Origin of the sequence: Zhihengliuella salsuginis, assembly GCF_014651715.1 — a bacterium.
In the GTDB taxonomy this organism is placed as follows: domain Bacteria; phylum Actinomycetota; class Actinomycetes; order Actinomycetales; family Micrococcaceae; genus Zhihengliuella; species Zhihengliuella salsuginis.
This window is the reverse complement of the sequence record NZ_BMXK01000011.1, coordinates 77,537-103,813: the sequence shown is the minus strand read 5'-3', so window position 1 is coordinate 103,813 and position 26,277 is coordinate 77,537. Positions and strand designations below refer to the sequence as shown.

The 26,277-nt window shown below is 70.7% G+C and carries 29 protein-coding genes and 1 riboswitch; of the genes, 18 read left to right on the top strand and 11 right to left on the bottom strand.

Annotated features, from left to right (window positions below):
* Nucleotides 1-15: 15 nt before the first annotated feature.
* The 6 genes from IE069_RS12930 to IE069_RS12905 all read left to right on the top strand — a co-directional run bounded on the left by IE069_RS12930 (nucleotide 16) and on the right by IE069_RS12905 (nucleotide 5,541).
* Nucleotides 16-1,197, top strand: a complete 1,182-nt coding sequence (locus tag IE069_RS12930; protein ID WP_229791145.1) for a sensor histidine kinase — start codon at nucleotides 16-18, stop codon at nucleotides 1,195-1,197.
* Entirely contained in the window at nucleotides 1,194-1,814 is a 621-nt protein-coding gene (locus IE069_RS12925; RefSeq protein ID WP_189350974.1) for a response regulator, read from the top strand. Before IE069_RS12930 ends, IE069_RS12925 begins: the two co-directional genes overlap by 4 nt.
* 226 nt (nucleotides 1,815-2,040) lie before the next feature.
* On the top strand, nucleotides 2,041-2,739 hold the full coding sequence (locus IE069_RS12920) for a dienelactone hydrolase family protein (protein ID WP_189350973.1): 699 nt from the start codon (nucleotides 2,041-2,043) through the stop codon (nucleotides 2,737-2,739).
* Between the two features lie 14 nt (nucleotides 2,740-2,753).
* Nucleotides 2,754-3,185: a universal stress protein gene (locus IE069_RS12915; protein WP_189350972.1), complete on the top strand. Its 432-nt coding sequence runs from the start codon at nucleotides 2,754-2,756 to the stop codon at nucleotides 3,183-3,185.
* Between the two features lie 161 nt (nucleotides 3,186-3,346).
* Nucleotides 3,347-4,687, top strand: a complete 1,341-nt coding sequence (gdhA, locus tag IE069_RS12910; protein ID WP_189350971.1) for an NADP-specific glutamate dehydrogenase — start codon at nucleotides 3,347-3,349, stop codon at nucleotides 4,685-4,687.
* Between the two features lie 20 nt (nucleotides 4,688-4,707).
* The gene (locus tag IE069_RS12905; protein ID WP_229791144.1) at nucleotides 4,708-5,541 is read left to right on the top strand and encodes a substrate-binding domain-containing protein; all 834 of its coding nucleotides are present in this window, start codon (nucleotides 4,708-4,710) and stop codon (nucleotides 5,539-5,541) included.
* A gap of 150 nt (nucleotides 5,542-5,691) precedes the next feature.
* Here IE069_RS12905 and IE069_RS12900 read toward each other — a convergent pair whose 3' ends face one another.
* Together IE069_RS12900 and IE069_RS12895 are read right to left on the bottom strand one after the other, a co-directional pair.
* Entirely contained in the window at nucleotides 5,692-7,092 is a 1,401-nt protein-coding gene (locus IE069_RS12900; protein WP_189350970.1) for a GntP family permease, read from the bottom strand.
* Between the two features lie 18 nt (nucleotides 7,093-7,110).
* Entirely contained in the window at nucleotides 7,111-7,644 is a 534-nt protein-coding gene (locus IE069_RS12895) for a gluconokinase (protein WP_189350969.1), read from the bottom strand.
* A gap of 192 nt (nucleotides 7,645-7,836) precedes the next feature.
* Here IE069_RS12895 and IE069_RS12890 point away from each other — a divergent pair, with 192 nt between their 5' ends.
* The 8 genes from IE069_RS12890 (at nucleotide 7,837) to IE069_RS12855 (ending at nucleotide 14,487) form a co-directional block, all read left to right on the top strand.
* Entirely contained in the window at nucleotides 7,837-8,550 is a 714-nt protein-coding gene (locus IE069_RS12890; protein WP_189350968.1) for a FadR/GntR family transcriptional regulator, read from the top strand.
* A 55-nt stretch (nucleotides 8,551-8,605) separates the two neighbouring features.
* Nucleotides 8,606-9,877 (top strand): carboxylate--amine ligase, encoded by a 1,272-nt coding sequence (locus IE069_RS12885; RefSeq protein WP_189350967.1) that lies wholly within the window; start codon nucleotides 8,606-8,608, stop codon nucleotides 9,875-9,877.
* A gap of 80 nt (nucleotides 9,878-9,957) precedes the next feature.
* On the top strand, nucleotides 9,958-10,803 hold the full coding sequence (locus IE069_RS12880) for an enoyl-CoA hydratase/isomerase family protein (protein ID WP_189350966.1): 846 nt from the start codon (nucleotides 9,958-9,960) through the stop codon (nucleotides 10,801-10,803).
* 2 nt (nucleotides 10,804-10,805) lie between these two features.
* The gene (locus IE069_RS12875; RefSeq protein WP_189350965.1) at nucleotides 10,806-11,633 is read left to right on the top strand and encodes an alpha/beta hydrolase; all 828 of its coding nucleotides are present in this window, start codon (nucleotides 10,806-10,808) and stop codon (nucleotides 11,631-11,633) included.
* Nucleotides 11,634-11,715: 82 nt separating this feature from the next.
* Nucleotides 11,716-12,627 (top strand): carbohydrate kinase family protein, encoded by a 912-nt coding sequence (locus IE069_RS12870; protein WP_189350964.1) that lies wholly within the window; start codon nucleotides 11,716-11,718, stop codon nucleotides 12,625-12,627.
* 16 nt (nucleotides 12,628-12,643) lie between these two features.
* Nucleotides 12,644-13,513: an HAD family hydrolase gene (locus tag IE069_RS12865; protein WP_308425394.1), complete on the top strand. Its 870-nt coding sequence runs from the start codon at nucleotides 12,644-12,646 to the stop codon at nucleotides 13,511-13,513.
* Nucleotides 13,510-14,304, top strand: a complete 795-nt coding sequence (locus IE069_RS12860; RefSeq protein ID WP_189350963.1) for a glycerophosphodiester phosphodiesterase family protein — start codon at nucleotides 13,510-13,512, stop codon at nucleotides 14,302-14,304. The genes IE069_RS12865 and IE069_RS12860 overlap by 4 nt, the downstream gene beginning before the upstream one ends.
* A gap of 9 nt (nucleotides 14,305-14,313) precedes the next feature.
* On the top strand, nucleotides 14,314-14,487 hold the full coding sequence (locus tag IE069_RS12855) for a hypothetical protein (RefSeq protein WP_189350962.1): 174 nt from the start codon (nucleotides 14,314-14,316) through the stop codon (nucleotides 14,485-14,487).
* A gap of 43 nt (nucleotides 14,488-14,530) precedes the next feature.
* Here IE069_RS12855 and IE069_RS12850 read toward each other — a convergent pair whose 3' ends face one another.
* Together IE069_RS12850 and IE069_RS12845 are read right to left on the bottom strand one after the other, a co-directional pair.
* Complete coding sequence (locus IE069_RS12850) at nucleotides 14,531-15,082, bottom strand: LURP-one-related/scramblase family protein (RefSeq protein WP_189350961.1); 552 nt, start codon at nucleotides 15,080-15,082, stop codon at nucleotides 14,531-14,533.
* A gap of 39 nt (nucleotides 15,083-15,121) precedes the next feature.
* The gene (locus IE069_RS12845) at nucleotides 15,122-16,123 is read right to left on the bottom strand and encodes a phosphotransferase (RefSeq protein ID WP_189350960.1); all 1,002 of its coding nucleotides are present in this window, start codon (nucleotides 16,121-16,123) and stop codon (nucleotides 15,122-15,124) included.
* 69 nt (nucleotides 16,124-16,192) lie between these two features.
* Here IE069_RS12845 and IE069_RS12840 point away from each other — a divergent pair, with 69 nt between their 5' ends.
* Entirely contained in the window at nucleotides 16,193-16,429 is a 237-nt protein-coding gene (locus tag IE069_RS12840) for a hypothetical protein (RefSeq protein ID WP_189350959.1), read from the top strand.
* Nucleotides 16,430-16,486: 57 nt separating this feature from the next.
* Here IE069_RS12840 and IE069_RS12835 read toward each other — a convergent pair whose 3' ends face one another.
* Entirely contained in the window at nucleotides 16,487-17,809 is a 1,323-nt protein-coding gene (locus IE069_RS12835; protein WP_189350958.1) for a uracil-xanthine permease family protein, read from the bottom strand.
* Between the two features lie 214 nt (nucleotides 17,810-18,023).
* On the opposite strand from IE069_RS12835, the gene IE069_RS12830 reads away from it, so the two are divergent.
* Both IE069_RS12830 and IE069_RS12825 read left to right on the top strand, forming a co-directional pair.
* Nucleotides 18,024-19,091, top strand: a complete 1,068-nt coding sequence (locus IE069_RS12830) for an MBL fold metallo-hydrolase (protein WP_189350957.1) — start codon at nucleotides 18,024-18,026, stop codon at nucleotides 19,089-19,091.
* Nucleotides 19,088-20,419 carry an MFS transporter gene (locus tag IE069_RS12825; RefSeq protein ID WP_189350956.1) on the top strand — a complete coding sequence of 444 codons (1,332 nt, stop codon included), beginning with the start codon at nucleotides 19,088-19,090 and terminating at the stop codon, nucleotides 20,417-20,419. The genes IE069_RS12830 and IE069_RS12825 overlap by 4 nt, the downstream gene beginning before the upstream one ends.
* Nucleotides 20,420-20,453: 34 nt before the next feature.
* Here the strand turns inward: IE069_RS12825 and IE069_RS12820 are convergent, their stop codons facing one another.
* From IE069_RS12820 to thiM, 4 genes are read right to left on the bottom strand one after another with little or no spacing between them, the layout of a single operon-like run.
* Nucleotides 20,454-21,386, bottom strand: coding sequence for a LysR family transcriptional regulator (locus IE069_RS12820; protein WP_189350955.1), 933 nt, complete (start codon nucleotides 21,384-21,386; stop codon nucleotides 20,454-20,456).
* A 29-nt stretch (nucleotides 21,387-21,415) separates the two neighbouring features.
* Entirely contained in the window at nucleotides 21,416-22,927 is a 1,512-nt protein-coding gene (gene thiD / locus IE069_RS12815) for a bifunctional hydroxymethylpyrimidine kinase/phosphomethylpyrimidine kinase (protein ID WP_189350954.1), read from the bottom strand.
* The gene (locus IE069_RS12810; protein WP_229791143.1) at nucleotides 22,920-23,600 is read right to left on the bottom strand and encodes a thiamine phosphate synthase; all 681 of its coding nucleotides are present in this window, start codon (nucleotides 23,598-23,600) and stop codon (nucleotides 22,920-22,922) included. Before IE069_RS12810 ends, thiD begins: the two co-directional genes overlap by 8 nt.
* A 38-nt stretch (nucleotides 23,601-23,638) precedes the next feature.
* Nucleotides 23,639-24,556, bottom strand: coding sequence for a hydroxyethylthiazole kinase (gene thiM, locus IE069_RS12805; RefSeq protein ID WP_189350952.1), 918 nt, complete (start codon nucleotides 24,554-24,556; stop codon nucleotides 23,639-23,641).
* Nucleotide 24,557: 1 nt separating this feature from the next.
* A riboswitch (TPP riboswitch) is annotated at nucleotides 24,558-24,653 on the bottom strand.
* Between the two features lie 79 nt (nucleotides 24,654-24,732).
* Between thiM and IE069_RS12800 the strand changes: the two genes are divergently transcribed.
* Nucleotides 24,733-25,245 carry a class IV adenylate cyclase gene (locus IE069_RS12800; protein ID WP_189350951.1) on the top strand — a complete coding sequence of 171 codons (513 nt, stop codon included), beginning with the start codon at nucleotides 24,733-24,735 and terminating at the stop codon, nucleotides 25,243-25,245.
* A 1-nt stretch (nucleotide 25,246) separates the two neighbouring features.
* On the opposite strand, the gene IE069_RS12795 is transcribed toward IE069_RS12800, so the two are convergent.
* Nucleotides 25,247-25,867 (bottom strand): GyrI-like domain-containing protein, encoded by a 621-nt coding sequence (locus IE069_RS12795; protein WP_189350950.1) that lies wholly within the window; start codon nucleotides 25,865-25,867, stop codon nucleotides 25,247-25,249.
* A complete protein-coding gene (locus IE069_RS12790) occupies nucleotides 25,864-26,274 on the bottom strand; it encodes a VOC family protein (RefSeq protein ID WP_189350949.1) in 411 nt (136 codons plus the stop codon). Before IE069_RS12790 ends, IE069_RS12795 begins: the two co-directional genes overlap by 4 nt.
* Nucleotides 26,275-26,277: the final 3 nt, after the last annotated feature.

Genomic DNA, 26,277 nt, shown 5'->3' with positions numbered 1-26,277 from the left:
CCCGCGATGCGGGCCATGCAGATCGGGCACCACGTGATCGCGGTCGCGTTGACGGTGATCGGGGCGGTCCGCGCGATCGACGATGGCACGCCGGTCGCGGCCTCCGTGGTCTCCGGCGCCGCAGTCCTCGCCTGGCATGCCGCCGGCACGCTGGCGCCGGCCCGGGTGCGGCCGCGCCGCGTCGTGGTGTGGTGGCTGGTCGGCTTCGCGGTCCTCTGGGTGGCCGCCGTGGCCGTCTCCGCCGAATTCGTCTGGCTCGCGTTCCTGCTCTGGCTCCTCGCGGGCCACCTGCTGCCGGACCGCTGGGCGATCGTGTTCTCGGTCCTGGTCTTCGCGATCGTCGTCGGTGCGCCGGTCCTCCACCACGGCGCGACGACGTACGCGAACGTGCTGGGACCGCTCATCGGCGGGATCTTCGCGCTGGGGATCTCCCGCGGCTATCTGGAACTGCTGCGCGAGGCCGCCGAGCGCGAACGCCTGGTCGTCTCGCTGCGGCGGGCCAAGGAGGAGATGGCGGACCTGCAGGACGAGCTGGCACTCGCCCAGCGCAGGTCCGGCGCGATCGACGAGCGCACCCGCCTCTCCCGCGACATCCACGACACGATCGCCCAGGCGCTCTCCTCGATCCGGCTGCTGGCCCACGCCGGGAGCGGAAGCACCCACGACGACGGCGCGGCGCGCACACTGCGGCAGCTCGAGGCGCTGGCCGGGGAGAGCCTCGCGGACGTCCGGCGCATCGTCGCGGCGCTCGCTCCGGCGGAGCTCGAGGACGACGCCCTCGCCTCCGCGCTCGGGCAGCTGCTCAGCCGGCTGCACGACGAGACGGGCGTGCAGACCGAACTGCACGTCTACGAGTCGCTCCCGGCGCTCCCGATCCACGTCGAGGTGGCGCTGCTGCGGACCGCGCAGTCCGCGCTGGCGAACGTGAGGCTGCACGCCGGGGCCGGCCGCGTGGTGACCAGCCTGATCGACGACGGCGGCTCCGTCCGGCTCGACATCATCGACGACGGGCGCGGGTTCGACGCCGGCCGGTGGGAGCCCGCGGATGCCGGGGAGTCCTCCGGGTACGGCCTGAAGTTCATGCGGTCCCGCCTGCGGGAGCTCGGGGGCGAACTCACCATCGAGAGCACTCCGGGGGAGGGGACCGCGCTGTCCGCCAGTCTCCCCGTCGAGGGTTCTGCGGAGGGGCGGTCATGACAGTCAGCGTCCTTCTCGTCGACGACCACCCGGTGGTCCGGACGGGTCTCCGCGCCGTCCTCGACGCCGGCGACGGCATCACGATCGTCGGCGAGGCCGCGACGGGGGAGGAGGCCATCACGCTGACCTCGCACCTGAACCCCGACGTCGTCCTGTGCGATCTCCGCCTGGGCGAGGGGATCGGCGGCGTCGAGACGACGGCGGCCCTCCGGTCGCTCGATCCGGCGCCCGCGGTCCTCATCCTCACGACGTTCGACCGGGATGCGGAGGTCTTCGGCGCCATCGAGGCCGGCGCGGCGGGCTACCTGCTCAAGGAGGTGGCCCCGGAGGTGATCGTCGAGGCCATCCGGCAGGCGGCTCGCGGCGGCATGTACCTCACGCCGGACATGTCGGCGCGCGTCGTCCAGGGGATGCGGAACCCGCTGCCGAAGCTCACTGGACGGGAGCTCGAGGTGCTGAAGCTCCTGGCCACGGGCGCGACCAACCGCGAGATGGCGCGTTCGCTGTTCGTCACGGAGGCGACGATCAAGAGCCACCTGGTGCACATCTTCACCAAGCTCGGCGTGGACAGCCGCGCGCGGGCGATCCACGTCGCGTGGGAAACCGGCCTGGTCTGAGCGGCTGCGGCCGCATGATCTCCGCCACGATCCCTGTCATTCCGCGGGTTGAGCAGCTAGAATTGAAACGTCCAAACGGCGCGGATGTGCGAGTTCCCGCGCCACCCCCGCTCGACAACGCCGTTGAATCTATTCGTAATCTGCATCACATGCTTAGACTGGCTCGGACAGCCGCATAGGCTGAGGTACGAATCGAAACGAACCATCGTCGCGCGAAGGGAGTGTTGTGGCGGAGAAAACCCCACACCAGAACGTCACCTTTGAATCATCCGGGCGCGAAGCCCACGGGTACCTCGCGGTCCCCGAGGACGGGCAGGGGCCCGGCGTCATCGTGGTCCAGGAATGGTGGGGCCTGACCGACCACATCCGCGACGTCGTCGACCGCCTGGCGGCGCAGGGCTTCGTCGCGCTGGCCCCCGACCTCTTCGGCGGGCGGACCACGCACGACGCCGACGAGGCCGGCGAGATGATGTCGAAGCTCCCGGCCGAGGAGGGCGCCAGGCTGCTCGCCGGGGCGACCGACTACCTGCTGCACCGCGAGGAGGTCGTCAGCCACACGGTCGGCGCGATCGGCTTCTGCATGGGCGGCGGCTTCGTGCTGGCGCTCGCCGCGCAGCAGGGGGAGAAGGTGTCCGCGGCCGTCCCGTTCTACGGGGTGGGCCAGGGCGTCCCGGACTCGTACAAGGATCTCACCGCGGCCGTGCAGGGCCACTACGCCCTGCAGGACCAGATGTACCCCGCCGACGCGGCGCGGGAGCAGGAGGAGCAGATCCGCGAGGAGTCGGGCGCGGATGTCGTGTTCCACTTCTACGAGGCCGGCCACGCCTTCCACAACGATGAGAACACCGCGGGCACCTACAGCCCCGAGCACGCAGAACTTGCCTGGGATCGAGCAGTCTCGTTCCTTCGCGCACACGTCAAGTAAACAAGGAGAACAACATGTCCGGAACAGTCATCGTCGGTGTCGACGGCAGCACAACGTCCTTCAAGGCAGCCTCCCGCGCGGCCACCGTCGCCGCCGGCCTCGGCGCCACCCTCACCGTGGTGACCGCCTACGCCAAGGACAGCACCGAGGTCGTCGAGATCGGCAACGACACCTGGGTCCTCGACTCGGCCGAGCAGGCCGACAAGCTGACCAACCAGGTCGCCTTCAAGCTCCGCGAGGTCGTCCCCGGCGCCAAGATCGTGACCAAGGCCGTCAAGGGCAAGCCGACCGAGGCACTCGTCAAGGCCGCAGAGGAAGAGGAAGCCCAGCTCATCGTCGTCGGCAACGTCGGCATGAAGGGCCTCGGCCGCGTGCTCGGCTCCGTCGCCACGTCCGTGGCGCACAACTCGCCGTGCGACGTCTACGTGGTCAAGACCGACGCGTAACGTCCCTCCACGCCAGCTGGTACGACGGCGCCGCTCACCACCGGTGGTGAGCGGCGCCGTCGTCATGTGGGGCCGGTAGAGGTGCTCCAGTGTGGCGAGAGCGGCTCTGGAAACTAGTGTGGTGACGATGTTTGGAAGCGAATCGTCTATGCGAAGGGACCGTGGCTGTGCAACTTGAGGGTCTGCGACAGGAAGTACTGAACCGCAATCCGGGCGAGATGGAGTTCCACCAGGCGGTCACCGAGGTCTTCGGCGCCCTGGAGCCGGTCGTGGGGCGGCACCCCGAATACGTCGAGGCGGGAATCCTGCGCCGGATGTGCGAGCCGGAGCGGCAGATCATCTTCCGCGTCCCGTGGGTCGACGACGCCGGACGCGCCCAGGTCAACCGCGGTTTCCGCGTCGAATTCAACTCCGCGCTCGGCCCCTACAAGGGCGGACTGCGCTTCCACCCCACCGTGTACCTCGGCACTGTGAAGTTCCTCGGGTTCGAGCAGATCTTCAAGAACGCCCTGACCGGCATGCCGATCGGCGGCGGAAAGGGCGGCTCCGACTTCAACCCGGCGGGCCGCTCCGAGGGCGAGGTCATGCGCTTCTGCCAGTCGTTCATGACCGAGCTCTACCGCCACATCGGCGAGTACACGGATGTTCCCGCCGGCGACGTGGGCGTCGGCGGCCGGGAGATCGGCTTCCTGTTCGGCCAGTACAAGCGCATCACCAACCGCTTCGAGGCCGGCGTGCTGACCGGCAAGGGCGTGAGCTGGGGCGGTTCGCTGGTCCGGCCGGAGGCGACCGGCTACGGGACCGTCATGTTCGCCGACCAGATGCTGCGCACGCGCGGATCGAGCATGGACGGCCAGCGCGTCGTGGTCTCGGGGTCCGGGAACGTGGCCATCAACGCCATCGAGAAGGCCCAGCAGCTGGGTGCCGTGGCCGTGACGGCCTCCGACTCGTCCGGGTTCGTCGTGGACGAGGACGGCATCGACCTGGACCTGCTGCGCGAGGTCAAGGAGGTCCGGCGCGGACGGATCGCCGAGTACGTCGAGCACCGCGGCGGACGTTCGCGCTTCGTCGAGGGCGGGAACGTCTGGTCGGTGCCCGGCACCGTGGCGCTGCCGTCGGCCACCCAGAACGAGCTCGACGAGGCGGACGCCAAGATCCTGGTGGAGAACGGCCTCGTGGCCGTCGCCGAGGGCGCGAACATGCCCTGCACGCAGAAGGCGATCGAGCTGTTCGCCGAGGCCGGCGTCCTGTTCGGCCCGGCGAAGGCGGCCAACGCCGGCGGCGTGGCCACCTCCGCGCTGGAGATGCAGCAGAACGCCAGCCGCGACTCCTGGAGCTTCGACTTCACGCACGACCGGCTCGAGCAGATCATGACCGACATTCACGACCGCTGCCTCGAGACGGCCGACGAGTACGGTTCGCCGGGGAACTACGTGGCGGGCGCGAACATCGCGGGCTTCGTCAAGGTCGCCGACGCGATGCTCGCCCAAGGGCTCGTCTGACGTGAACTAGGCTGGTGCGCGTGGCAGAGAACGGATTGCGCGTCGCATACGTGCCCGGAGTGACCCCCGGTAAGTGGCTGGACCGCTGGAACGAGAGGCTGTCCGATCCGCTCGAGGCGGTCCTGTACGACGGCGGCGACCCGCTGCCGCTGCTCGCTGACGGCAGCGCCGACCTGGTGTTCGTGCGTTTCCCCGAGGGTCAATCGCCCGCCCGGGACACGCTGAACTGCATCCCGCTCTACACCGAGCTGCCTGTGGTGTGCGCGGCGAAGGAGCACCTCGTCGAGGCGTACGACGACGAGGTGCCCTTCGAGGACATCGCCGACGAGACGTTCCTCGACCCGGGCGACTATCCGGCGGAGGCCGGCGGGACGCGGATGGCGCTCGAGGTCGTCGGCACCGGCGCCGGGCTGCTGGTGCTGCCGATGTCGGTGGCGCGCCTGTACCACCGCAAGGACGTGGTCCACCGCGTCCTCACGGGCGTCCCCGAGTCGCTCGGCGGTCCGACCCGGATCGGCCTCGCGTGGCCGCGGCCGGACATCCGGGACCCCGAACTCGAGGCCGCCCTCGCCGACCCGGAGAGCGAGCAGGCGAAGAAAGCCGCGCTCATCGAGGAGTTCGTCGGGATCGTGCGCGGCCGCAAGGCGTCGTCGTCGCGCCAGCCGTCCGTGCGCGAGCGCGAACAGGCCGAGGCCGCGAAGGCACAGAAACGCCGCCAGGGCGCGGACAAGGCCGGCGCCCCGAAACGCGGGCAGAAGCAGAACGGCAAGGCGGCTCCGAAGGGCGCACGCGGAGGATCGGGCGCACGCGGGGGTCCCAAGCGGGGCGGCCCGAAGCGCGGCAAGCGCCGGTAGACGCAAGGCAGTGATCGCGCGGGCACGCGGTTGGCGCGGCCCGCTGGGAGCCGCAGGAGCCGCCGTCGTGCTGGTGATCCGGATGACCTGCAAAAACGGGGGGAATGCGTTGCGCATTCCCCCCGTTTTTGACGGTCGTCGTCGCTGGCCTCAGCCGATCGAGGCCAGAACGTAGACCACTGCGGCCAGGGCGAACGCCATGATCGCGATCAGCGACTCGAGGACGGTCCACGTCTTCAGGGTGGTCTTGACGTCCATGTCGAAGAAGCGGCCGACCAGCCAGAAGCCGGAGTCGTTCACGTGCGAGGCGATGACGGAGCCGGCGGCCACGGCGATGACCATGGAGGCCAGCTGCAGCTCGTTCAGGTCGGCGGCGATCACGGCCGAGCTCAACAGGCCGGCCGTCGTCGTGAGGGCCACGGTCGCGGAGCCCTGGGCCACGCGGATGATCGTGGAGATCAGGAAGCCGGCCAGGATCAGCGGGATGCCGAGCCCGGTCAGGGAGGTCTCCAGCGCGTCTCCGATGCCCGAGGTGCGCAGGACACCGCCGAACATGCCGCCCGCACCGGTGATCAGGATGACGGAGGCCACCGGGCCGAGCGCGCCCTCGAGGGTCGACTCGACGGCCGACTTCTCCATGCCGCGGCGGATGCCGATCGCGAGGACGGCCACCAGCAGGGTGATGAGGAGGGCGACCGGGGTCGAGCCGATGGCCAGCAGGAACTGGAACCATCCGGTGTCGGCCGATCCGTCCGGCAGGACGCCGGCCTCGGACAGGGTGCTCAGGCCGGTGTTGATGAAGATGAGGACCAGCGGGAGCAGCAGCAGGGAGACGACGGTGCCGAACTTCGGCGGGTTGGCCTCGTGCTGCTCGTCGGCCTTGCCGAGCAGGCTCGGGATCGGAAGGTCCCACTTGCCGCCGGCCCACTTGCCGAACAGGTAGCAGGTCACGTACCAGGTCGGGATGGCGATGATCAGGCCGATGAGCAGGACGTAGCCGACGTTGGCCTCGAAGAAGGTAGCGGCGGCCACGGGGCCCGGGTGCGGCGGGACGAACACGTGCATGACGGAGAACGCGCCGGCGGTCGGCAGGCCGTAGAGGAGGACCGATCCGCCCAGGCGGCGGGCGACGGCGAAGACGACGGGCAGCATCACGACGAGGCCGGCGTCGAAGAAGATCGGGAAGCCGAACAGCAGGGAGGCGACGCCGAGCGCGAACGGGGCGTGCTTCTCGCCGAACCTGCGGATCAGGGTGTCGGCGAGGACCTTGGCGCCGCCGGAGGTCTCGACCAGTCGGCCGAGCATCGCGCCGAGGCCGACGAGGAGGGCGACGCCGGCGAGCGTGGAGCCGAAGCCGTCCGTCAGCGTGGAGACCACCGATCCCGCCGGGATGCCGGTGGCGAACGCGGTCAGCAGGCTGACCAGGATGAGCGCCACGAATGCGTGCATGCGCAGCTTGATGATGAGGAAGAGCAGGACGAGGATCGCTGCCGCGGCGATGCCGAGCAGTGGTCCGGCGCCCAGTGTCTGGGACCAACCTTCAATAGTCATGAAAATCTCCGTTGATTGTTATGCGGGTGATGGTGCGGAGCGGGTCTGCAGGACGGCGAGTGCGGCGTCGAGCAGATCTTCGGTGGAGCGGTCGTTGACGATCTCGGCGCCGGGCTCGTCATCGCCGAGCGGCTCGAGGGTGTGGAGCTGGCTGGGCAGCAGGCTGGAGGGCATGAAGTGGCCGCTGCGGTGGGAGATGCGGTCGCTGAGCATCACTTCGCTGCCGCTGACGTGCAGGAAGACGACGTCGCCGTGCGCCTCGCGCAGGAGGTCGCGGTAGCTGCGCTTGAGGGCGGAGCAGGTCACGATCGTGCCCTCGGCCTCGTGCTCGCTCATCCAGTCGCGGATCTTCCGCAGCCACGGCCAGCGGTCCTCGTCCGTGAGCGGGGTCCCGGCCGTCATCTTGTCGATGTTGGACTGCGGGTGGAATTCGTCGGCTTCCGCGGACGGCCAGCCCAGCTCGTCCGAGAGCAGCTCGGCGAGCGTGGTCTTCCCGGATCCGGCTACTCCCATCACCACGATGTGGGTGGCGGGGGTGTGCGTGGTTGCCATGCTTTTCTCCTTGTGGACGTCTTCGGCCGGGCGGTGTGAGCGCGATCACTTTCAGGGCCCATTACAGCAGTCCTGAAAAGATAGCATCTTTTTGTGAGAAAGGTAATACCTAACGGGTCGGGTGTGATTTCGGGGCGGTCGTCACGCGCGCGCGACTGCGTGGTCCGGCCCGTGGTGGATAGGATCAGGGGCATGCCGAACGACGACGTTGCAGATCTGCTCCAGAACCCCATCCTCGAGGTTCTCGGACGCGAGATCGTCGACGGCGCCCTCACCTCCGGCGACCGCCTCACCCTGGAGTCGCTGCAGGAGCGCTTCGGGGTCTCCCGCACGGTGATGCGCGACTGCATGCGCGTCCTCGAGTCGCTGCGCATGGTGGTCTCCCGCCGGCGCGTCGGGCTCGTCGTGCAGGAGCCCGAGGACTGGAACAAGTTCGACCGCCGCGTCATCCGCTGGCGCCTGGCGGGGCCGGGGCGCGAATCGCAGTTCACGGAGCTCACGGAACTGCGCATCGCCGTCGAACCGCTCTCCGCGGCGCGGGCGGCGGTGCGGGCCAGCGCCGTCGTGCGGGACCGCCTCACGGAACTGGCCGCGGACATGCGCCGCCTCGGCGAGGCCGGGCAGCTCGAAGAGTTCCTCGAGGCGGACATCGAATTCCACCAGTTGCTGCTGCGCGCCAGCGGGAACTCCATGTTCGCCCAGCTCGACGGCGTCATCGCCGAGGTCCTGACCGGGCGCACCCACCAGGGCCTCATGCCGTTCCACCCGCGGCCCGAGGCGCTGGCGGGCCACGAGGCCGTCGCGGACGCGGTGGCCGGGCGCGACGCGCGCGCGGCCGAGCACCACATGCAGGTCCTGGTCGACGAGGTGCGCCGGGCGCTGGAGTCGCCCAACCCCGCCGCCTGAGGCGCGGGGGCCGCACATGCGCCGCCCGCCCGGTTGCGCCCGATACATTGGTTCCATGCGCGTTCCCGATTCACAGCCCTTCGTCCCCGTGATCCTCGGCGGCGACATCGGCACCTACTCCCTCGCCCGCGAGTTCCACGAGGCCTACGGCGCCGTCAGCGTCGCCGTGCCCGCCGCGAGCAACGGGGTCCTCGACCACTCCGTGGCCGTCGACGTCCGTCCGGCCGGGAGCATGGGGGAGGACGACGTCGTCGCGCACCTGCAGGCGCTGGGCCGCGAGCTGGGCGCGGATCGCGGGCGTCCCCTCCTGCTGTTCGGATCGCTGGATCTGCACGTCACCATGATCACGCGCAACCGGGCGGAGCTGGAGCCGGTCTTTACGATCCCGTACGTCTCGCTGGAGATGATCGAGATGGCGGCGCTGAAGGAGAACTTCTACGAGCTCTGCGACGAGCTCGGCATCCCGCACCCCGTCACGCACGTGTACACGCCCAAGTCCAAGCGCGTCCCCGACGACCTGCCGTTCCCGCTGATCGGCAAGCCGTCCGACTCGTCCGCGTGGGTCGCCGCGAAGTTCGCCGGCAAGCAGAAGGTCCACCCCATCGCTGACCGGACCGAGCTGGACGACCTGCTGCGCCGCATCGACGCCAGCGGCTACAAGGGCAAATTCATCCTGCAGGAGCTGATCCCCGGCGGCGACTCCAACATGCGCCTGGCCACGTTCTACGCGGACCGGGACGGCAACGCCCGCTACGCCGCGTACGGGGAGGTCCTCGTGGAGGAGCACGCCCCGGTCGTCCTCGGGAATTCGGCCGCGATCGTCACCGGCGTCCCCGACGACGCCGCCGAGCTGTTCATCGAGCAGGGCAGCGTGCTGCTCGAGCGCCTCGGCTGGCGCGGCTTCGCGATGTTCGACGCCAAGCTGGACCCGCGCGACGGGCAGGTGAAGTTCTTCGAGCTCAACCCCCGGCTCGGGCGCAACCACTACTACCTGACGGCGGCCGCCTACGCGGACGACTGGGCGTGGGCGAATCCCGCCCGCGCCTACGTTCGGGACTACCTCGGGTCCGAGTTCGAGGACTCGGTCCCGCCCGAGGGCCTCGCCGTCTCCGCCTCCGAGCTGCTCTACACGGTGCTGCCGAAGGCGCTGCTGCGCCGCCACATGGTCGGCACCGTGGGCCAGCGCGCCGCAGCCCTCCTGAAGACCCGCACGACGACGAACCCGCTCGCCTACCGCGCCGAGCGGCACCCGCGCCGCTGGTTCTACGTGGCGGCCGCCCTGCTCAACCAGTTCCGCAAGTTCAAGCAGTACCCGCCCCGCCGATAGGGCCCGGGGGCTATTGGTTGGGCCCCGGATCTGGCAAGCTGGCGGGAAGGACGCCCCCGATTGCGAAGGAGCTACCAGGGATGACCCTCGACGACGTGGACGAGGCCGCCGACTACGAGACGATCCTCGTCACGCAGTACGGCCCCGCGCTGGTGGTCACCGTCAACCGGCCCCGGGCCCTCAACGCCCTCGCCCGCCAGGTCGTGGCCGAGCTCCTCGACCTGACGAACCGGCTCGCCGAGACCCTGCCCTCCGCGGATGAGGCGGAGCCCGGCGAGTGGGCCTGCCGCGGGGTCATCGTCACCGGCACCGGCGAGAAGGCCTTCGTCGCCGGCGCCGACATCCGCGAGATGTCCGGCATGACGCCCGAGCAGGCCGAGGCCTACGCCCGCGACATGCACCAGGTGACGCTCAACCTCGAGGCCCTGCCCGTCCCCGTCATCGCCGCCGTCAACGGCTTCGCGCTCGGCGGCGGCTGCGAGCTCGCGATGGCCTGCGATTTCATCTACGCCAGCGCGAACGCCGGATTCGGCCAGCCGGAGGTCTCCCTCGGCCTGGTCCCGGGCTTCGGCGGCTCGGTGCGGCTGCAGCAGCGGGTCGGCGTCGGCATCGCCCGCGAGCTCATCATGACCGGCCGCCGCATCGACGCGGACGAGGCCCTGCGGATCGGCCTCGTCAACCGGGTCTTCGACGACCAGGCGGCGCTCCTGGAGGCCGCCCGGGCCACCGTCGGCGAGGTCGCCGGCCAGGCGCCGACCGCCGTGGCCAACGCCAAGGCGACCCTGAACGCCGTCGCCCACCGCTCCGTGGCCGACGGGCTCGAGATCGAGGCGGCGAGCTTCCGCACGGCATTCACCACTGAGGACTCACGCGTCGGCCGCGACGCGTTTCTGGCCAAAGAATCAGCATCGTTCCCAGGGAGGTAACCATGTCATCCGCCCAGCAGAATATCCCAGAAGCGGCATATACGCTCAACCACTACGGCGACCTGCCGAGCCAGTTCGTCGAGGTGATCCTGCCAGAGGGGCATGCGCGCGGCGTGGTGGTCGTCATCCACGGCGGGTTCTGGCGGGCGAAGTACGACGCCGAGCTGGGCCTTCCGTTGGCGGCCGACCTGGCACGGCACGGGTGGGCTGCCGTCAACCTCGAGTACCGGCGCACCGAGTCCGAGGACCCGGCGGATGCGGGCGGCTGGCCCGCCACCTTCGAGGACGTCGCCGCCGGCATCGACCACATCCGAAAGATTCTCCCTGAGGCATACTTCGACCTGCCGACCTTCGCGCTGGGCCATTCGGCCGGTGGACACCTGGCCGCGTGGGCCGCGAGCCGCGCGAGCTTCACGACCGGCACGGTCGGGGCCGATCCCGTGGTCGCCCTCGACGGGGTGCTCAGCCAGGCGGGCGTCCTCGACCTGCACCAGGCCCACGAGCTCGGGCTGAGCAACGGGGCCGCACAGATCCTCATGGGCTCCACTCCCGAGGAGGATCCCGACGCGTGGAACCACGCGGACCCGGCGCGCCTCGTTCCCACGCCCGTGGACGTCGTCGTCCTGCACCCCGAGGCCGACGAATCCGTCCCGGTGTCGTTGGCGCACTCCTACTGCGAGGCCGCGGCGGCGGCGGGCGGCGACCCGCGCTTCCGCGCCATCCCGGGCGACCACCTGTCGGTGGTCGACGTGGAGAGCCGCGCCTGGCAGATGTGCCTGAAGGAACTCGACCGTCTCGCCGAGGTGCGCGAGGCGAAACCTGCCCGCTGAGGGCTGAATGGTGCCTCGGACCGCAGACCCGGAGGCTACGAGTCGGTAGTATTGGGTCGCAGGCGAACGAGGGGTTGAAACAGTGCTGACAGTCATGGGCGAGGGTCTCGTCGACGTGCTTTCCGGGGGCGTCAGCGCGCCCAAAACCTACGTCGGCGGCAGCCCGCTGAACGTGTCGGTCGCGCTCGCGCGCCTCGGGCACCCGGTCACGTTCGTCGGACGCTACGGCGACGACGGCCCGGGCAGCATGATCCGCGACTACCTGCAGGCGAACTCGGTGCGCGAGGCGCTGGGGCCCGACGACATGCCCACGAGCACCGCGCGCGGCACGCTCGACCCGGCCGGGACCGCGACCTACGACTTCGACTTCGCGTGGGAGCTGCCCGAGCTCAGCACGTTCGAATCCTCGCTGAAGGACGCGCAGCTGGTCCACACCGGTTCCATCGCGTGCGTCGTCGAGCCGGGGGCGTCCACGGTGCTCCGCGCCGTCGAGACCGCACGTCCGCACGCCACCATCACCTTCGACCCGAACATCCGGCCGACGTTCGTGCGGAACCACACCGAGGCCGTCGCCCAGGCGGAGCGGTTCGTGAAGCTCTCCGACGTCGTGCGCACCTCGGATGCCGACCTCGACTGGCTGTACCCGCGCCGCAGCATCGCGGACTCGGCCCGCGCCTGGCGGAAGATGGGTCCCGCCGTCGTCGCCGTCACGCACGGCTCCCGCGGAGCCTCGGGGTTCGTCGAGAACGGCGAGGTCACGGTCCCGAACCGCACCGTCGAGGTCGCGGACAGCGTCGGGGGAGGCGACACGTTCATGGCCGCCCTGATCTCCGGCATCGCCGACCGCGAGCTCATCGGGGCCTCGCAGCGCGAGCACCTGCGCGGCCTGCCCGCCGACCAGCTGCGCCAGATCCTCGACTTCGCGATCCGCGCCTCGGCCGTCACCGTCTCCCGCGCCGGCGCCAACCCGCCGTACCGCAGCGAGGTCCAGTAGTGGCCGGAGCACGCGCATGACCGGCATCAGGCTCATCGCCAGCGACATCGACGGGACGATCCTCCACCCCGACGGCCGGATCACCGCGCGCACGGTCGCCGCGTTCCAGGCCGCACGGGCGGCGGGGCTCGAGGTCGTGTTCGTCACGGGCCGGCCCTTCCGCTGGCTCACGCCGATCCAGGAGGCCTTCGGCCGGCTCGGCACGGTCATCTGCTCCAACGGCGCCCTCGTCTACGACCTGGAGGCCGAGCGCATCATCGAGTCGCGGACCCTGGACGCGGCCACGGTCGGCGAGGTCCGGCGCCGCATCCTGCAGATCGAGTCCGGGGCGCGCTTCGCCGCCGAGACCCCGCTCGGCCTGTACCTGGAGCCCGGGTTCGTGGAACCGGAGGAGTCCCACCTGCTCGAGGGCATCGAGCCCGACGAGCTGCCCATGGAGCGCCTGGAGGCCGAGGGCACGGTGAAACTGCTCGCCAAGGTCGGCACCACCACCTCGGAGGCCTTCCGGAAGGCGGTCTACCCGGAGGTGTCGGACCTGGTGGCGGTCACGCATTCCGCGCCCGGGGTCGCGCTGCTGGAGATGTCGTGTCCGGACGTGAACAAGGCGATCGCCCTGGAGCGCTATGCCGAGGAGCTGGGCCTGCGGCGCGAGGAGGTCGCCGCGTTCGGCGACATGCCCAACGACCTGGAGATGCTCTCCTGGGCGGGGCTGGGCTGCGCGATGGGCTCGGGCCACAAGCTCGCCAAGAAGGCGGCGGCGGCCGTCACCGGCACCCTCGAGGACGACGGCGTCGCGCAGATGATCGAGCGGATCCTCGACGGCGCGGTGCCCGCGGCCGGCCTGGACGACGACGGGGGCCTCGGCCGGAAAGCGCAGACCCCATGACTTCCAGGACGATCAAGGCCTACGCGCACCGCGGGTACTCGCCCACGGGGGCGGAGAACACGCTGGCCGCGTTCCGCGCCGCCGTCGAACGCGGCTTCACCCACGTGGAGACGGACGTGCGCACGAGCGCCGACGGCGTGCTCATGGTGTTCCACGACGAGCACGTGGACCGGCTGACCCGGGGCTTCGGGCGCGTCAGCGAGCTGACGGCCGAGCAGCTGTCCCGGTTGCGCGTGGCGGAGCAGGAGCCTATCGCCACGTTCGAGCAGCTGCTCACCGCGTTCCCCGGCCTCCACATCAACGTGGACCTGAAGGACGATGCGGCGGTGCCGGTCATGGCCGAGCTCCTGACCCGGCACGCGGCGTCGGACCGGGTGGTCGTGGCCTCGTTCTCCGATCTGCGGCGTCACCGGTTCACGAAGCACCTGGCCGAGCGCGCGATGCCGCCGGTGCGTGTGACGGGCGGGGCCAAGATCATCGCCGCGTTCACGCTGCTCGGGTTGATCAGCCGCGGCAGGTTCCAGCCCTGGCGGCTGTTGCTGCCGATCCTGCGGAACCTCGTCGCCCTGCAGGTGCCGGTCAGGCAGGGGCCGCTCCCGGTGGTGACGGGCGATTTCGTTGCGCGCGCCCACGAGGCGGGGCTCGAGGTGCACGTGTGGGTGGTCGACGACGCCGACACCATGCGCGAACTGCTCGACCTGGGCGTCGACGCGATCATGACCGACGAGGCCGAGACCCTGGTCGAGGTGTACACCGAGCGCGGGATCTGGCCCCCGACCCCCACCCGGTAGGCTCGAGGCATGGGTGCTCTGTCGTCGCTTGTCCTGACCGTGCTGTTCGCCGCGGTCTTCTTCTACGTGCTCTACCTCGTGGTCCGCGCGGCCGTGCGCGGGGCGTTGCGGGACAACGACGAGGAGCGCCGGCGGGCCGGCGACTCTGCGCAGCCTGAAGGTGTCGGGCCCAGCAGACCGTGACGAGCGTAGGCGCTGCTTGCTCGTGAGCCTCAGTTGGGCCGCGTCAGTTGCTGCGCTGCTCCTTCTCCCGGATGAGGTCGAGGGCCAGAATCGAGCCGATGACCGCCTGCCGTTGCGGGGCCGTGAGCTCGTCGGCGAGGTGGAGCGCGTAGGTCGACTTGCCGAGGAAGGCGTTGCCCATGCCGGACCATTCGCGGGAGACGGTCGCGAGGTCGCCGTCGGGGCCGGTGACCTGGAAGTCGAACCCCCAGAGGTTGCCGCGGAGATCGAGTTCCTCGCCCTGCAGGTCGATCGTGATGCGGGTTTTGAAGAACGTGATGCGCTTGACCAGGCTGGCGAGCGGATTGCCCTGGCCGTCGAGGACCTCGAGCCGGTCGCGGCCGAACGTCATGGTGTCCTTGACCTGGATGATCGGATTGTCCGGACCGTCGAAGACGGTCAGTTGGCGGGCGCCCTTGAACATGCGCCCGAGGGTGCTTCCGCCCGTTTCGACATGGGCGACCTGCTGCCCCGCGCCGTCCATGATGGCGAAGTCGTTCTTCGAGAAGTTCTTGGTCTGCTGGAAGACGAGGAGGTTCTGGGCGAGGATCGACATGAGGCAGATTATGCCACCGTGTGCCCTGCCCGGCGAGTGTCAGTCGGTGAAGATCGGCTGCGCGAGCTCCGCGAGGGGGCGCAGGGCCAGGCCGGCGTGCTCTTCGAGGTCCTGCTCGGAGGCGTCCGCGAGGATGCGCATCGCCATGGCGTGCTGCTGCAGCTTGCCGGCCCGCAGCGCCGGCTCCACGTACTCCCACAGCTCCTCGACCGTCCCGAAGTCCGTCCACTGCTCCAGGTAGCTGGTGACGGCGCTGCGGATGCGGGGGTCGTTCGGGGTCGTCTTCAGCTCCTCGCACATGACCCGGATCGGCGTGCCGAGCGAGCCGAAGGGGTGCGCCCAGTACGAGTCGCCGAGGTCCATGAAGCGCAGCGGCTCGTCCGGGGTCGTCGGGACGAACGCGTTGCCGCGGTGCAGGTCGTTGTGCTCGAGGGACAGGGGGACGGGTCCGGCGGCGAGGAACTCGCACATGCCCTTGACCTCGCCGAGCTGGCCGTCGAGGTCCTCGGCGTCGCGCGCCGGAAGGTGCAGGGCGTGCCCGCGCGGCATCGAGGCGTGCAGGACCAGCTGGTCGTCGATGTAGTGCGGCAGCCAGGCAGGATCCAGGTGCAGCAGGCCGGCGTCGAACAGGGTCTCCCCGAAGTCGACGAGGCTGCGCTGGACCTTCGCGAAGTCGCGGAGCATGCGCGCCCACAGCTGGTAGTCGGTGGTCGGGAGCACGCGCAGCGTCTCCCCGTAGTCGGGGGTGATCATCCAGCCGCGCTGCGGCTCGATCGCGAGCGGCATGATCAGCTGATCCGGCGCCAGGTTCGCGGCCACGGCCGTCACCGAGACCTCGGCGTACTGGCCGGGGTTGTTGGCCTTGAAGAACAGTTTGCCGTGGTCCGTCGGGACGGAGATCTGCGTGGAGAAGATGCCGTTGAAGGTCTGTTGCGGCTCGCCCGTCTTGGTGAGCTCGTACGTCATCAGGACCAGGTCGATCCACTGCGCGGCGTCGGCGCGCCACTGCTCGCTCTTCCACGTTTCATTCCACTGGGCCACGGTTCCAGTCTAGGTCCAAGAGGCGCGGGCCCCGTCCTCGATGTGACATCGCGTGTTAGCGTCGCTCAGATGGTTGAGAATTCAGTAGGTGCGGCTGGGAGCCACAGGCGGACTCGAGACTTTCTGTCCTCGCTCGCCTTCACGCTCGCCCTGATCGTCGTGGCGGAAATCCTGTATCGGTTTTTCGACGCGCCCCGGCTATGGGCGCTGCTCGGCGTCTTCGTCGTCGGCTACGCCGTGAAGGCCGTCGTGCTGGCGTGGCGCGAGCGGCCAGGGCGCGGCGCTGGGGATACCGGCCTCGAATAAATGAAGGTCCTGCACGCCGGTCGGCGTACGGGGCCCTCGAGACAGCCGGCCGGCGGGTCAGCCGACCTTGCTCGGCTCGACCGCGTGCTCCTCTTCCTCGTCGACCGGCTCCGTGCCGCGGGCCCGGGCGATGAGCGTCATGATGTGGAAGATCGCCAGGGTGGCGATCGTGCCGATCGCGATGCCGCCGAGCTGCAGGTTGCCGATCATGAGGGCGCTCGAGCCCATGGCGATCGCGATGATCAGGCCGGCGCCCGCCGTCATCAGGTTGATCGGGTTCGCGAAGTCCACCTTGTTCTGCACCCACAGGCGCGCGCCGATCATCCCGATCATGCCGTACAGGATGATGCCCGCGCCGCCCGTCACGCCGGCCGGAATCGTGTTGATGACCGCCCCGACCTTCGGTGAGAACGCCAGCAGGACCGCCACGACGCCGGCCACCCAGTAGGCGGCCGTCGAGTACACGCGCGACGACGCCATCACGCCGATGTTCTCGGCGTACGTCGTCGTACCGGAACCGCCGCCCGCGCCGGCGAGGATGGTCGCGGCGCCGTCCGCCATGATCGCGCGGCCGTAGACGCCGTCGAGATCGCGGCGGGTCATGAGGGAGACCGTCTTGACGTGGCCGATGTTCTCCGCGATGAGGACGAAGACCACCGGCACGAACACGAGCATGACGTCCAGGTGGAACGCGGGCGCGGTGAAGACCGGGGCGCCGACCCAGGAGGCCGCGGAGACCGTCGTGTAGTCCACCTGGCCCTGGGCCAGCGCGACGACGTAGCCGACCGCGATGCCGACGAGGATCGACAGGCGGCCGAGCAGCCCCTTGAACAGGACCGCGGAGATGACGATCGCGCCGACCGTGGCGAACGTCGTCAGCGGGACCTCCTGCATCGGGGTCAGCGTGGTGCCGGCGAGGTTCAGGCCGATCAGGGCGACGATCGTGCCCATGACCGCCGGCGGCATCAGGCGGTGGATCCAGCCGGTGCCGGCCTTCTGCACGATCACGCCGATCAGGAACAGCGCCGCGCCCGCGACGACGATGCCGCCGAGCGCTCCGGCCATGCCGTGGGCGCTGGTGGCGGCGGCGACCGGGGCGAGGAACGCGAACGAGGAACCCAGGTAGCTGGGCACCCGGCCGGCCGTGATGATCAGGAAGAGGAGGGTGCCGATACCGGAGAACAGCAGCGTGGTGGTGGCCGGGAAGCCCGTGATCGCGGGGACCAGGACGGTCGCGCCGAACATGGCCATGACGTGCTGGACGCCGATGCCGGTGGTCTGCAGCCAGTTCAGGCGCTCGTCCGGGGCGACGACCGAGCCGGGCCGGATGGTCCTGCCGTCGCCGTGCAGCTTCCAGCCGAAGCCGAGGGGGTTGCTCATGGGGGCCTTCCGAGAGGGTGCGGTGCGGGTGGGGCCGGTGCGCCGTGCCAGTGCGGGCCGGCGGACTCCAGGCATTTTACCGGGGAGCGGCCCCGAACTAGTTATAAGGAAAACCGTTCATAATGTCAGAAAAAAACAGTTTTACAACGGTTCATTCCGGGTTCACGCTTGAGTGATCGCCAGCACACAACGAAGCGCTCCTGGAGGCCACTTCATGAACCACCCCACCGCACCCCACGTGGTCACCCTCGGCACGGCCGGGGGCCCGCGCTGGTGGACCGGCGAGAACGCCGGCCGCCGCGCGGGGATCTCCACGGCCGTCGTCGTCGACGGAGCCGTCTACCTCGTCGACGCCGGCACGGGAGTCGGCAACCAGCTCATGAAGGCGGGCTACTCGGTCGGCGACGTCCGCTCCATCTTCCTGACCCACCTGCACTCCGACCACACGATCGACCTGGCCAGTCTGGCCGTCTTCGGCCTCTTCACCCTGCGCGCCGGCCAGGATCCGGTCCGCATCATCGGCCCGGGCGACCGCGGGGCCCTGCCCCCGGTCTCGCCGCGGGCGGTCACGCCGCCGACGCCGCTCAACCCGGCCTCGCCCACCCCGGGGACCGCCGAGATGTTCGAGCGGCTCATGCATGCCCACGCGACCGACCTCAACGACCGCATCATCGACGCCCTGCGCCCGTCGCCGGCCGACCGCTTCGCGGCCTCCGACATCGAGATTCCCGCCGCCTCCGGCTACCACCCGAACGAGAATCCGACGCCGGCATCCTTGGAGCCGTTCGAGGTGTACCGGGACGAGCGGGTCACCGTGACCGCCACCCTGGTGGAGCACCCGCCGATCGCCCCGGCCTTCGCCTTCCGGTTCGACACGGCCGGCGGCTCGGTGACGATCTCCGGCGACACCGCCCCCTGCGACAACCTCGTGCGCCTCGCCACCGGCACGGACCTGCTGCTGCACGAGGCCATCGACTTCGACTGGGTCGAACGCAGCTACGGCGGGCAGGACACCGAGGAGGCGAGGGCGTCGATGGACCACCACCGCCGCTCCCACACCTCGCCCGCGCAGGCCATCCGGATCGCCGAGCGCGCCGGCGCCTCGGCGCTCGCCCTGCACCACCTGGTCCCCGGCACGACGCCGGTCGACGTCTGGCGCTCCCACGGCGCCTCCTTCTCCGGGGACTTCCTGGTCCCCGACGATCTCGATATCATCCACTTCGGCGGAGCCGGCGACGATGCCGGGGCCGCCGGGACGACAGAAATGGCAGCCACCCGATGAGCACCACCACCAGCGAACCCGAACTGAAGGTCCCCAGCCTGAACTCGCCGCAGATGCGGCGCATCCTCGCCTCGTCCTTCATCGGCAGCGCGATCGAGTTCTACGACTTCATCCTCTACGCGACGGCGGCCTCGCTCGTCTTCAACAAGGTCTACTTCACCGAACTCGAGCCGTCCGTGGCGATCTTCGCCTCCTTCGCGACTCTCGCGGCCGGCTACCTGGCCCGGCCGCTCGGCGGCATCGTGTTCGGCCACTTCGGCGACAAGCTCGGCCGCAAGGGCGTGCTCGTCACCTCGATGCTGATGATGGGCATCGCCACGACGCTCATCGGCCTGCTGCCCACCACGGCGCAGATCGGCATGGCCGCACCCGTGATCCTCATCCTGCTCCGCGTGATCCAGGGTCTCGCCGTCGGCGGCGAGTGGGGAGGCGCCATGCTCATGGCGCTCGAGCACGCGCCGAAGCGGCGCCGCGGCTTCGCCGCGAGCTTCGCGAACATGGGCGGGCCCGCCGGCGCCGTGCTGGCGACGCTCGCCGTCTCCGCCGTCTCCGTGCTGCCGGAGGACCAGTTCCTGTCCTGGGGCTGGCGGGTTCCGTTCCTCTTCAGCATCGTGCTGATCGGCGTGGGCCTGATCATCCGCCTCAAGGTCGCGGAGTCGCCGCTGTTCGTGGCGCTGGAGGACAAGGCCGCGGAGAAGAAGCTGCCCCTGTCCGAGGTGCTGACCAAGTACCCCAAGTCCGTCATCCTCGGCACGCTCGTGGGCATGAGCTCCTACACCGTCCAGGGGGTCATGACGGTCTGGGCTGTCTCCTACGTCGTCGAGAGCGCCAGCATGGACCGCACCTCGGTCCTGCTCATCAAGGCCCTCGGCGCCACCCTGACCGTGATCGGCGTCTGGATCGCCGCCCGGTACTCCGACCGGATCGGCCGCCGCCCCGTCATGATGATCGGCATCGCCGCGGGCGCCCTCCTGGCCCTGCCGATAATGTGGGGGCTGGAGCTCGGAGAGATCTGGATCTTCATGATCGCCCTGTTCCTGGCCAACGGGCTGGTCCAGGCGTTCATCTTCGGTCCGTTCGGCGCCTTCACGGCCGAGCTGTTCCCGACCCGCATCCGGTACACCGGCGCCTCGCTGGTCTACCAGCTGTCCTCCACGATCGGCGCAGGATTCACGCCGATGATCGTCAGCGCCCTGGTCATCGTCGCCGGCGGAGGGCTCTGGCTGGCCGGAGCCGTCTGGGTGGGCGCGTTCCTGGTGGCCGCCCTCGCGATGCGCGGCATCCGGGAGGGCAAGGACAAGGACCTCGACGCCGCGGACATGCACTAGGTCCGCAGCAGCACCGCAGGAGCCCGGGAGCCGGTCAGCCGTCGCTGGCCGGCTCCCGGCGTCGTTCCTTCTCCTCGCCGGCGGCCACGCAGAAGTCGATGAACGCGGCGAGCCGCAGGCTCATGCGGTGCGCGGGCGAGTAGGCGACGCAGATGTCGCTGTGGCCGACGTCGCCGTCGATCTCCAGGGCGGCCAGCGGCAGGCCGTCGTAGCTGACGTCGACCGGCGGGCGCTGGACCAGCACCGTGTACCCGAGTCCGCGGGCGACCATGCCGCGCACCGCCTCGAAGCTGCTGGACTTCCACGCGATGTGCGGGTCCAGGCCGGACAGGCGCAGGTTGACCAGCTGGTTCTCTCGGACGGTCGGGATGTCGAGCTGGACGAAGTCGTCGTCGGCCAGTTCCGTCAGCTGCACGCTCCCGCGGTGGGCCAGGCGGTGGTCGGCCGCGACCAGGACGTAGGGGCGCCCCCTCATCACGGCCGTCGAGTCGACCTGCGGCAGCAGGTGCCGGGTGTGGGTGAGCACGGCGTCGACGTACCCGTCCAGCATCCGCTCCTGAAGCTCGGCGCCGTCGCCCTCGATGATCGTCACGTCCAGGCCGGGGTTCGGCCGGATGAACTTCTCCCCGATCACGGGCAGCCAGAACGCGGAGAGGCTCGTGTAGCAGCCGATCACGAGCGGCCCGACGAGCTCCTCCTGCCGTTCCGTGGCGGACGCCTGCACGTCCTCCGCGTGGCGGATCAGCGAGCGGGCGTCCTGCAGGAAGCGGGAGCCCATGGCCGTCAGGACGACGCCGCGGGCGCGGTGGCGCACCACCAGCTGCGCCCCGACCTCGCGCTCCAGCTCCGTCAGCGACTGCGAGACCGCGGCCTGCGAGATGTGGCAGGCGACCGCCGCGCCCGAGAGGGACCCGGCGTCGGCGACCGCCACGAAATACTGCAGCTGCTTCAGCGTGTACTTGATCACGCACCCAGCCTAGGCCCGCCGGCGCCGTCTCACGGGCGGCGTTGGGCGAAGAAGTCCATCTCCTGCCGCGAGGACTCCAGGTAGGCGTCCAGCATGGCCTCCCGCTCCGCCGGCGGCGCCTGCCGGGCCAGACGCTGGGTGATGTCGATGGCCTGCCGGGTGGCGGCGTCGAACTCCGGGGACGAGTACAGGCCCAGCCAGTCCGCGTACGGGTGGTCCGGCCGGTTGGCGGCCGCCAGCCGCGTCCCGATGTCCTGGTACAGCCAGTAGCAGGGCAGCACGGCCGCGGCCACCACCGGGTAGGAGCCGACCGCCGCGGCCGAGAGCAGGTGGTTGAGGTAGGAGCGCGTCTCGGGCGACGCCGGCGCACCGTCCGGGCCGGCCGGCGTCTCGCCGCGGGCCTCCGCCTCGGCCAGTCGCGCCTCGTGCAACCCGAGCTCCATCTCCAGGCACTCGCTCGCGCTCTTCGCCCAGAACTGCTGCTCCGCCAGCGTCGGGGCCAGCTGCGCGGCCTTCGAGAGCACCTTGGAGTACGTGCGCAGGTAGATCGAGTCCTGCGCCAGGTAGTGCTCGAAGTCGGCCCGCGCCAGCGAACCGTCGGCGAGCTCCTTCACGAACCAGACGCCGTCGATCCGCGCGCGCAGGTCCCCGATCAGCTCCCACCAGTGCGCCAGGTCGGCGCGGGGGTCCGGGACCGAGCGCCCGTCCCACAGCTGCCCCAGGTGGTTGACCGGGCCGTGCCCGGTGCCGACGTCGAGGGAATCCGCGTCGCGCAGCGCCTGCGTCAGCCAGCCCTTCGCGGCCCGCAGCGCGGTGGGCCAGTCGCCGAACCGCGCGTACAGGGTCGCCATCGCCGAGGACAGCGAGCAGCCGGTCCCGTGCGTGTTCGTCGTCGCCACGCGCTCGTCGTCCAGCTCCAGCACGACGCCGTCCGGTCCCACGAGCGCGTCCGGGCACCGGCCGCCCGCGGCGCCGTCGTCGTGTCCGGCCAAGTGCCCGCCCTTGGCGAGCACCAGCAGGTCCGCCTGCGTCGCCAGGCGCTGGGCCTGCTCGAGGGCGTCGGCCCACGTGGCGGCCGGCTCGGTGTCGAGCAGGACGGCGAGCTCGGGCAGGTTGGGGGTGACGAGGTCCGCGTGGGAGAGCAGGTAGCGCAGGGCGGCGACGGCGTCGTCGTCGGTGAGGCGGTCCCCGCTCGTGGCGACCATGACCGGGTCCAGCACCACCGCGGGGCCGGAGCCGGTGCGCTGGGCGGCGAGCCACGCGCCGACGGCCTCGATGGTCTCCACATTCGCGAGCATGCCGATCTTGACCGCGTCCACGCGGACGTCGGCGGCGACCGCGTCCAGCTGCGCGGTCACGAAGTCGGCCGGCGGCAGGTGCACGCCCGTGACGCCGTGGGTGTTCTGGGCGGTGAGGGCGGTGAGGGCGGCCATCCCGTAGCCGCCGCACGCGGCGATGGACTTCAGGTCGGCCTGGATGCCGGCGCCGCCGGACGGGTCGGAACCGGCGATCGAGAGGATGTTCGGGGTGGTCTCAGGCATGTGCTTGCGTCCATTCGGTGACGAGGTCGGCAGCAGCGCGGGCGGGGTCGTCGGCGGCGCAGATTGCGCGCACCACGGCCAGCCCGGCGGCGGAGGAGGAGCGCGCGGCCGGCGCGTCGTCGGCGGTGACCCCGCCGATCGCGACGCAGGGCAGCGGGCAGCCCGCGGACGTGTTGAGGGCGGAAGCGGGGGCCGCGGCGGCGCGCTCGCGCACCAGGGCGGTGAAACGCGCGAAGCCGTCCCAGCCCAGCGGCTCCGGGTGGTCCTTCTTCGTGGGGGTCGCGCGGATCGCGCCGGCGCCCAGGTAGTCCACGGTGCCGGCGCCCAGAGCGGCGAGGGCGTCGAGCTCGGACGGCAGCGACGCGCTCAGGCCCAGCACCGCGCCCGGCCCGATCAGCCCCCGCACCGCGTCCACCGGCAGGTCCGACTGGCCGACGTGCACCCCGTCGATCGCCGCGCCGGCCGCGCGGGCGGCGAGGAACACGTCCACCCGGTCGTTGACCACCAGCGTGGCGCGGCCGGCCGTGTGGCGTGCTGAGGCGATCGCGGCGGCCAGGAAGTCGCGCGCCGGCAGCTCCTTGGCGCGCAGCTGGACCATGCGGACACCGCCGTCGACGGCCGCTCCAACGATGTCCGCGAGGTCGCGACCAGCGGTGACGTCTGCATCCGCCACAAGGTATATACCAAGGTCATCCGGGGAGTAGGCGTGTGTCATCCCATGCCTCCTGCGGGATCTTCGCCGCCCAGTACGACGGCGGTACTCACCCGGGCGCCCACGAACGCGCCGACGTCGTCCGGGGTGACGGCGGCCAGTGCGTCGAGGAACGCGGCCTGGAAGGACCCCGGCCCCGCCGCCCGCTCGGCGGCGCGCTCGGCGGCCTCCGAGTAGAACGCGTGGGCGATCGCGGCGGCCTCCAGGTCGGAGACGGACGAGGCCCGGCCCGCCGCCACGAACGCCGCGATGATCGCGCCGAGGGCGCAGCCGCCGCCGGTCACCCGGGTCAGCAGCTCGGACCCGCCGCCGACGCGGATCGCGTCGCGGCCGTCGGTGATCAGGTCGGTGGCGCCGGAGACGGCCACCACGCGGGCTGGGGCGGCGCCGTCGTGCCCGTTCGCCGTGAGCGCGAGGCGGACCGCGCCGGGAACGGAGGCGTCGACGTCGTCCGTGGCGTCCACCCCGCGCCCGCCGGAGCCGGTGCCCGCGAGGGCGAGGATCTCCGAGGCGTTGCCGCGGACCACGGCGGGGGAGTGGGTGAGGAGCTCGTGCGCGAACCGGGTGCGCAGGGTGAGCGGCCCGGCGGCGACCGGGTCGAGCACCCAGGGCGTGCCGTGCGCGGCGGCCGCGGCGACGGCCTCGAGCATGCCGACCCGCTGGGCCTCGTGCGGGGTACCCAGGTTGATGAGCGTGGCCGAGGCGATCGCGGCGAACTCGCCGGCCTCGCCCGGGACGTCCACCATCGCCGGAGCCGGGCCGGAGGCGAGCAGGACGTTGGCCGTGAAGTTGGCGACCACCTGGTTGGTGGCGCACTGGATCAACGGGCTGGTCTCGCGCACGGCGGACGTCAGCTCCGCCGCGCGTTGAATGAATCCGGCGTCCGCGGGTGCGGGGTCGGACAAGGTGGGCGACATGGGAACCATGAAGCGACATCCCTCCGCTAGTACGAACTAGATCAGGTGTGTGCGGGTGTTCTCTCAGTCCCTGTGCGGGACACCCCGTGCCACTGTGTGGGCCAGCCTACGCGTCGGCGCGGCGCCGCGTCATCTCGGCCGGCCGGCAGGGCGTCACGGTGTGATTGACTACGCGCATGCCGACGAACATCGAGATCAAGGCCCGGGCCGGCGACCCGGAAGGGCTCCGGGCGGCGGTCGCCGCCATGGCGGATGCGGGGCCGGACGTCGTCGAGCAGGACGACACGTTCTTCGCGTGCCCGAACGGTCGGCTCAAGCTCCGCGTCCTGGGTGCGGCCCGCGGCGTGCTGATCTTCTACCGGCGGGCGGACGACGCCGGCCCCAAGGCGTCGTTCTACCTCCACTCGGAGACGTCCGATCCGGACGGGGCGCGCGCGGTGCTGGCCGCGGCCAACACCGAGATCGGGCGGGTGCGCAAGCAGCGGACGGTCTACCGGATCGGGCGGACACGGGTGCATCTGGACGCCGTCGAGGGGTTGGGCGACTTCGTGGAGCTGGAGGTCCCGGTCGACCACGCGGCGACCCATGATGCTGCGGCCGCTGAAGCCCGCAGCCTCCTGGGCGTCCTCGGGGTCGACGCCGGTTCGCTGGTTGAGGGCGCCTACGTCGATCTCCTGGCGAACCGCTGAATCAGGCGGAAACGACCGGCTGGCGCAGGATCGTCCGCAAACGCTCCGGCGCCACCCGGCGGGCGTCGCTCAGGTAGATCTCGTGGTGGCGGCCGCTCAGCCGCAGCCCGTTCTCCGGCACGAATTCCCGGTGCAAAGACTCGAGGACGGCGGCCTCGTCGTCGTACGGGCCGACGTGCAGGGTCTGCACGCAGAGGCCCTCGGAGAGGGACACCAGGCGGACGTCGCCGAGGAGGGCCGGCGGGTCCTTCGCGCGCACGCGTGCGACGGCGTCGTCATACAAGTCCGGTTCGATCCAGTCCGGGACCATGATCATCAGCGTCCACTCCCAGCGGGACTTGTCGCGCGCGGTGGTGAACGCGTCCATGTCCTCGGCCCACCAGAGCCCCTCAAGCGGCGGGACGACGTAGTCGCGCCCGAGCTCCCGCTTGCTCGCGAACTTCAGCGTGTACGCGAGCGGATAGACCGCCGCGATCGCGTCGGCGTAGGCCGGCGACGTGTTCGGATCGCCGCGGCCGTCGACGGCGAGGTAGCTCATCTCGGGGAGCTCGAGCAGGCGGAACCGATCCTGCGTCGCCCGGTAGGCGTCGAGGGACTTCTTGAAATCGATCTTGCCGGTCACGCCGGCGACTCGGCCGCGGCGACCTCGGCCCGTGAGCGGAGGATGCAGAACTCGTTGCCTTCGGGGTCGGCCATGACGACCCATCCGGTGCCCGGCCCGTACTTTCCGCGGAAGTCGCCCACCACGGTGGCCCCGTGCTCGAGCAGCCGGGCGAGCTCCTCGTCTCGTCCGCCCTCGCGCGGGCGCAGGTCGAAGTGGATCCGGTTCTTGACGGTCTTTGGCTCCGGGACCTGCAGGAAGAGGACGGACGGGCCGGCGCCGGCCGGGTCGACGATCAGGCACTCGTCGTGCTCGGGCAGGTTCGGATCAGCCGGGTCGTCGGTGTAGCCGAGCACGGGTTTCCACCACTCGGACAGGGCGTGCGCATCGCGGCAGTCGATCGACGTGTGGCTGATGAAAGAGGTCATGGG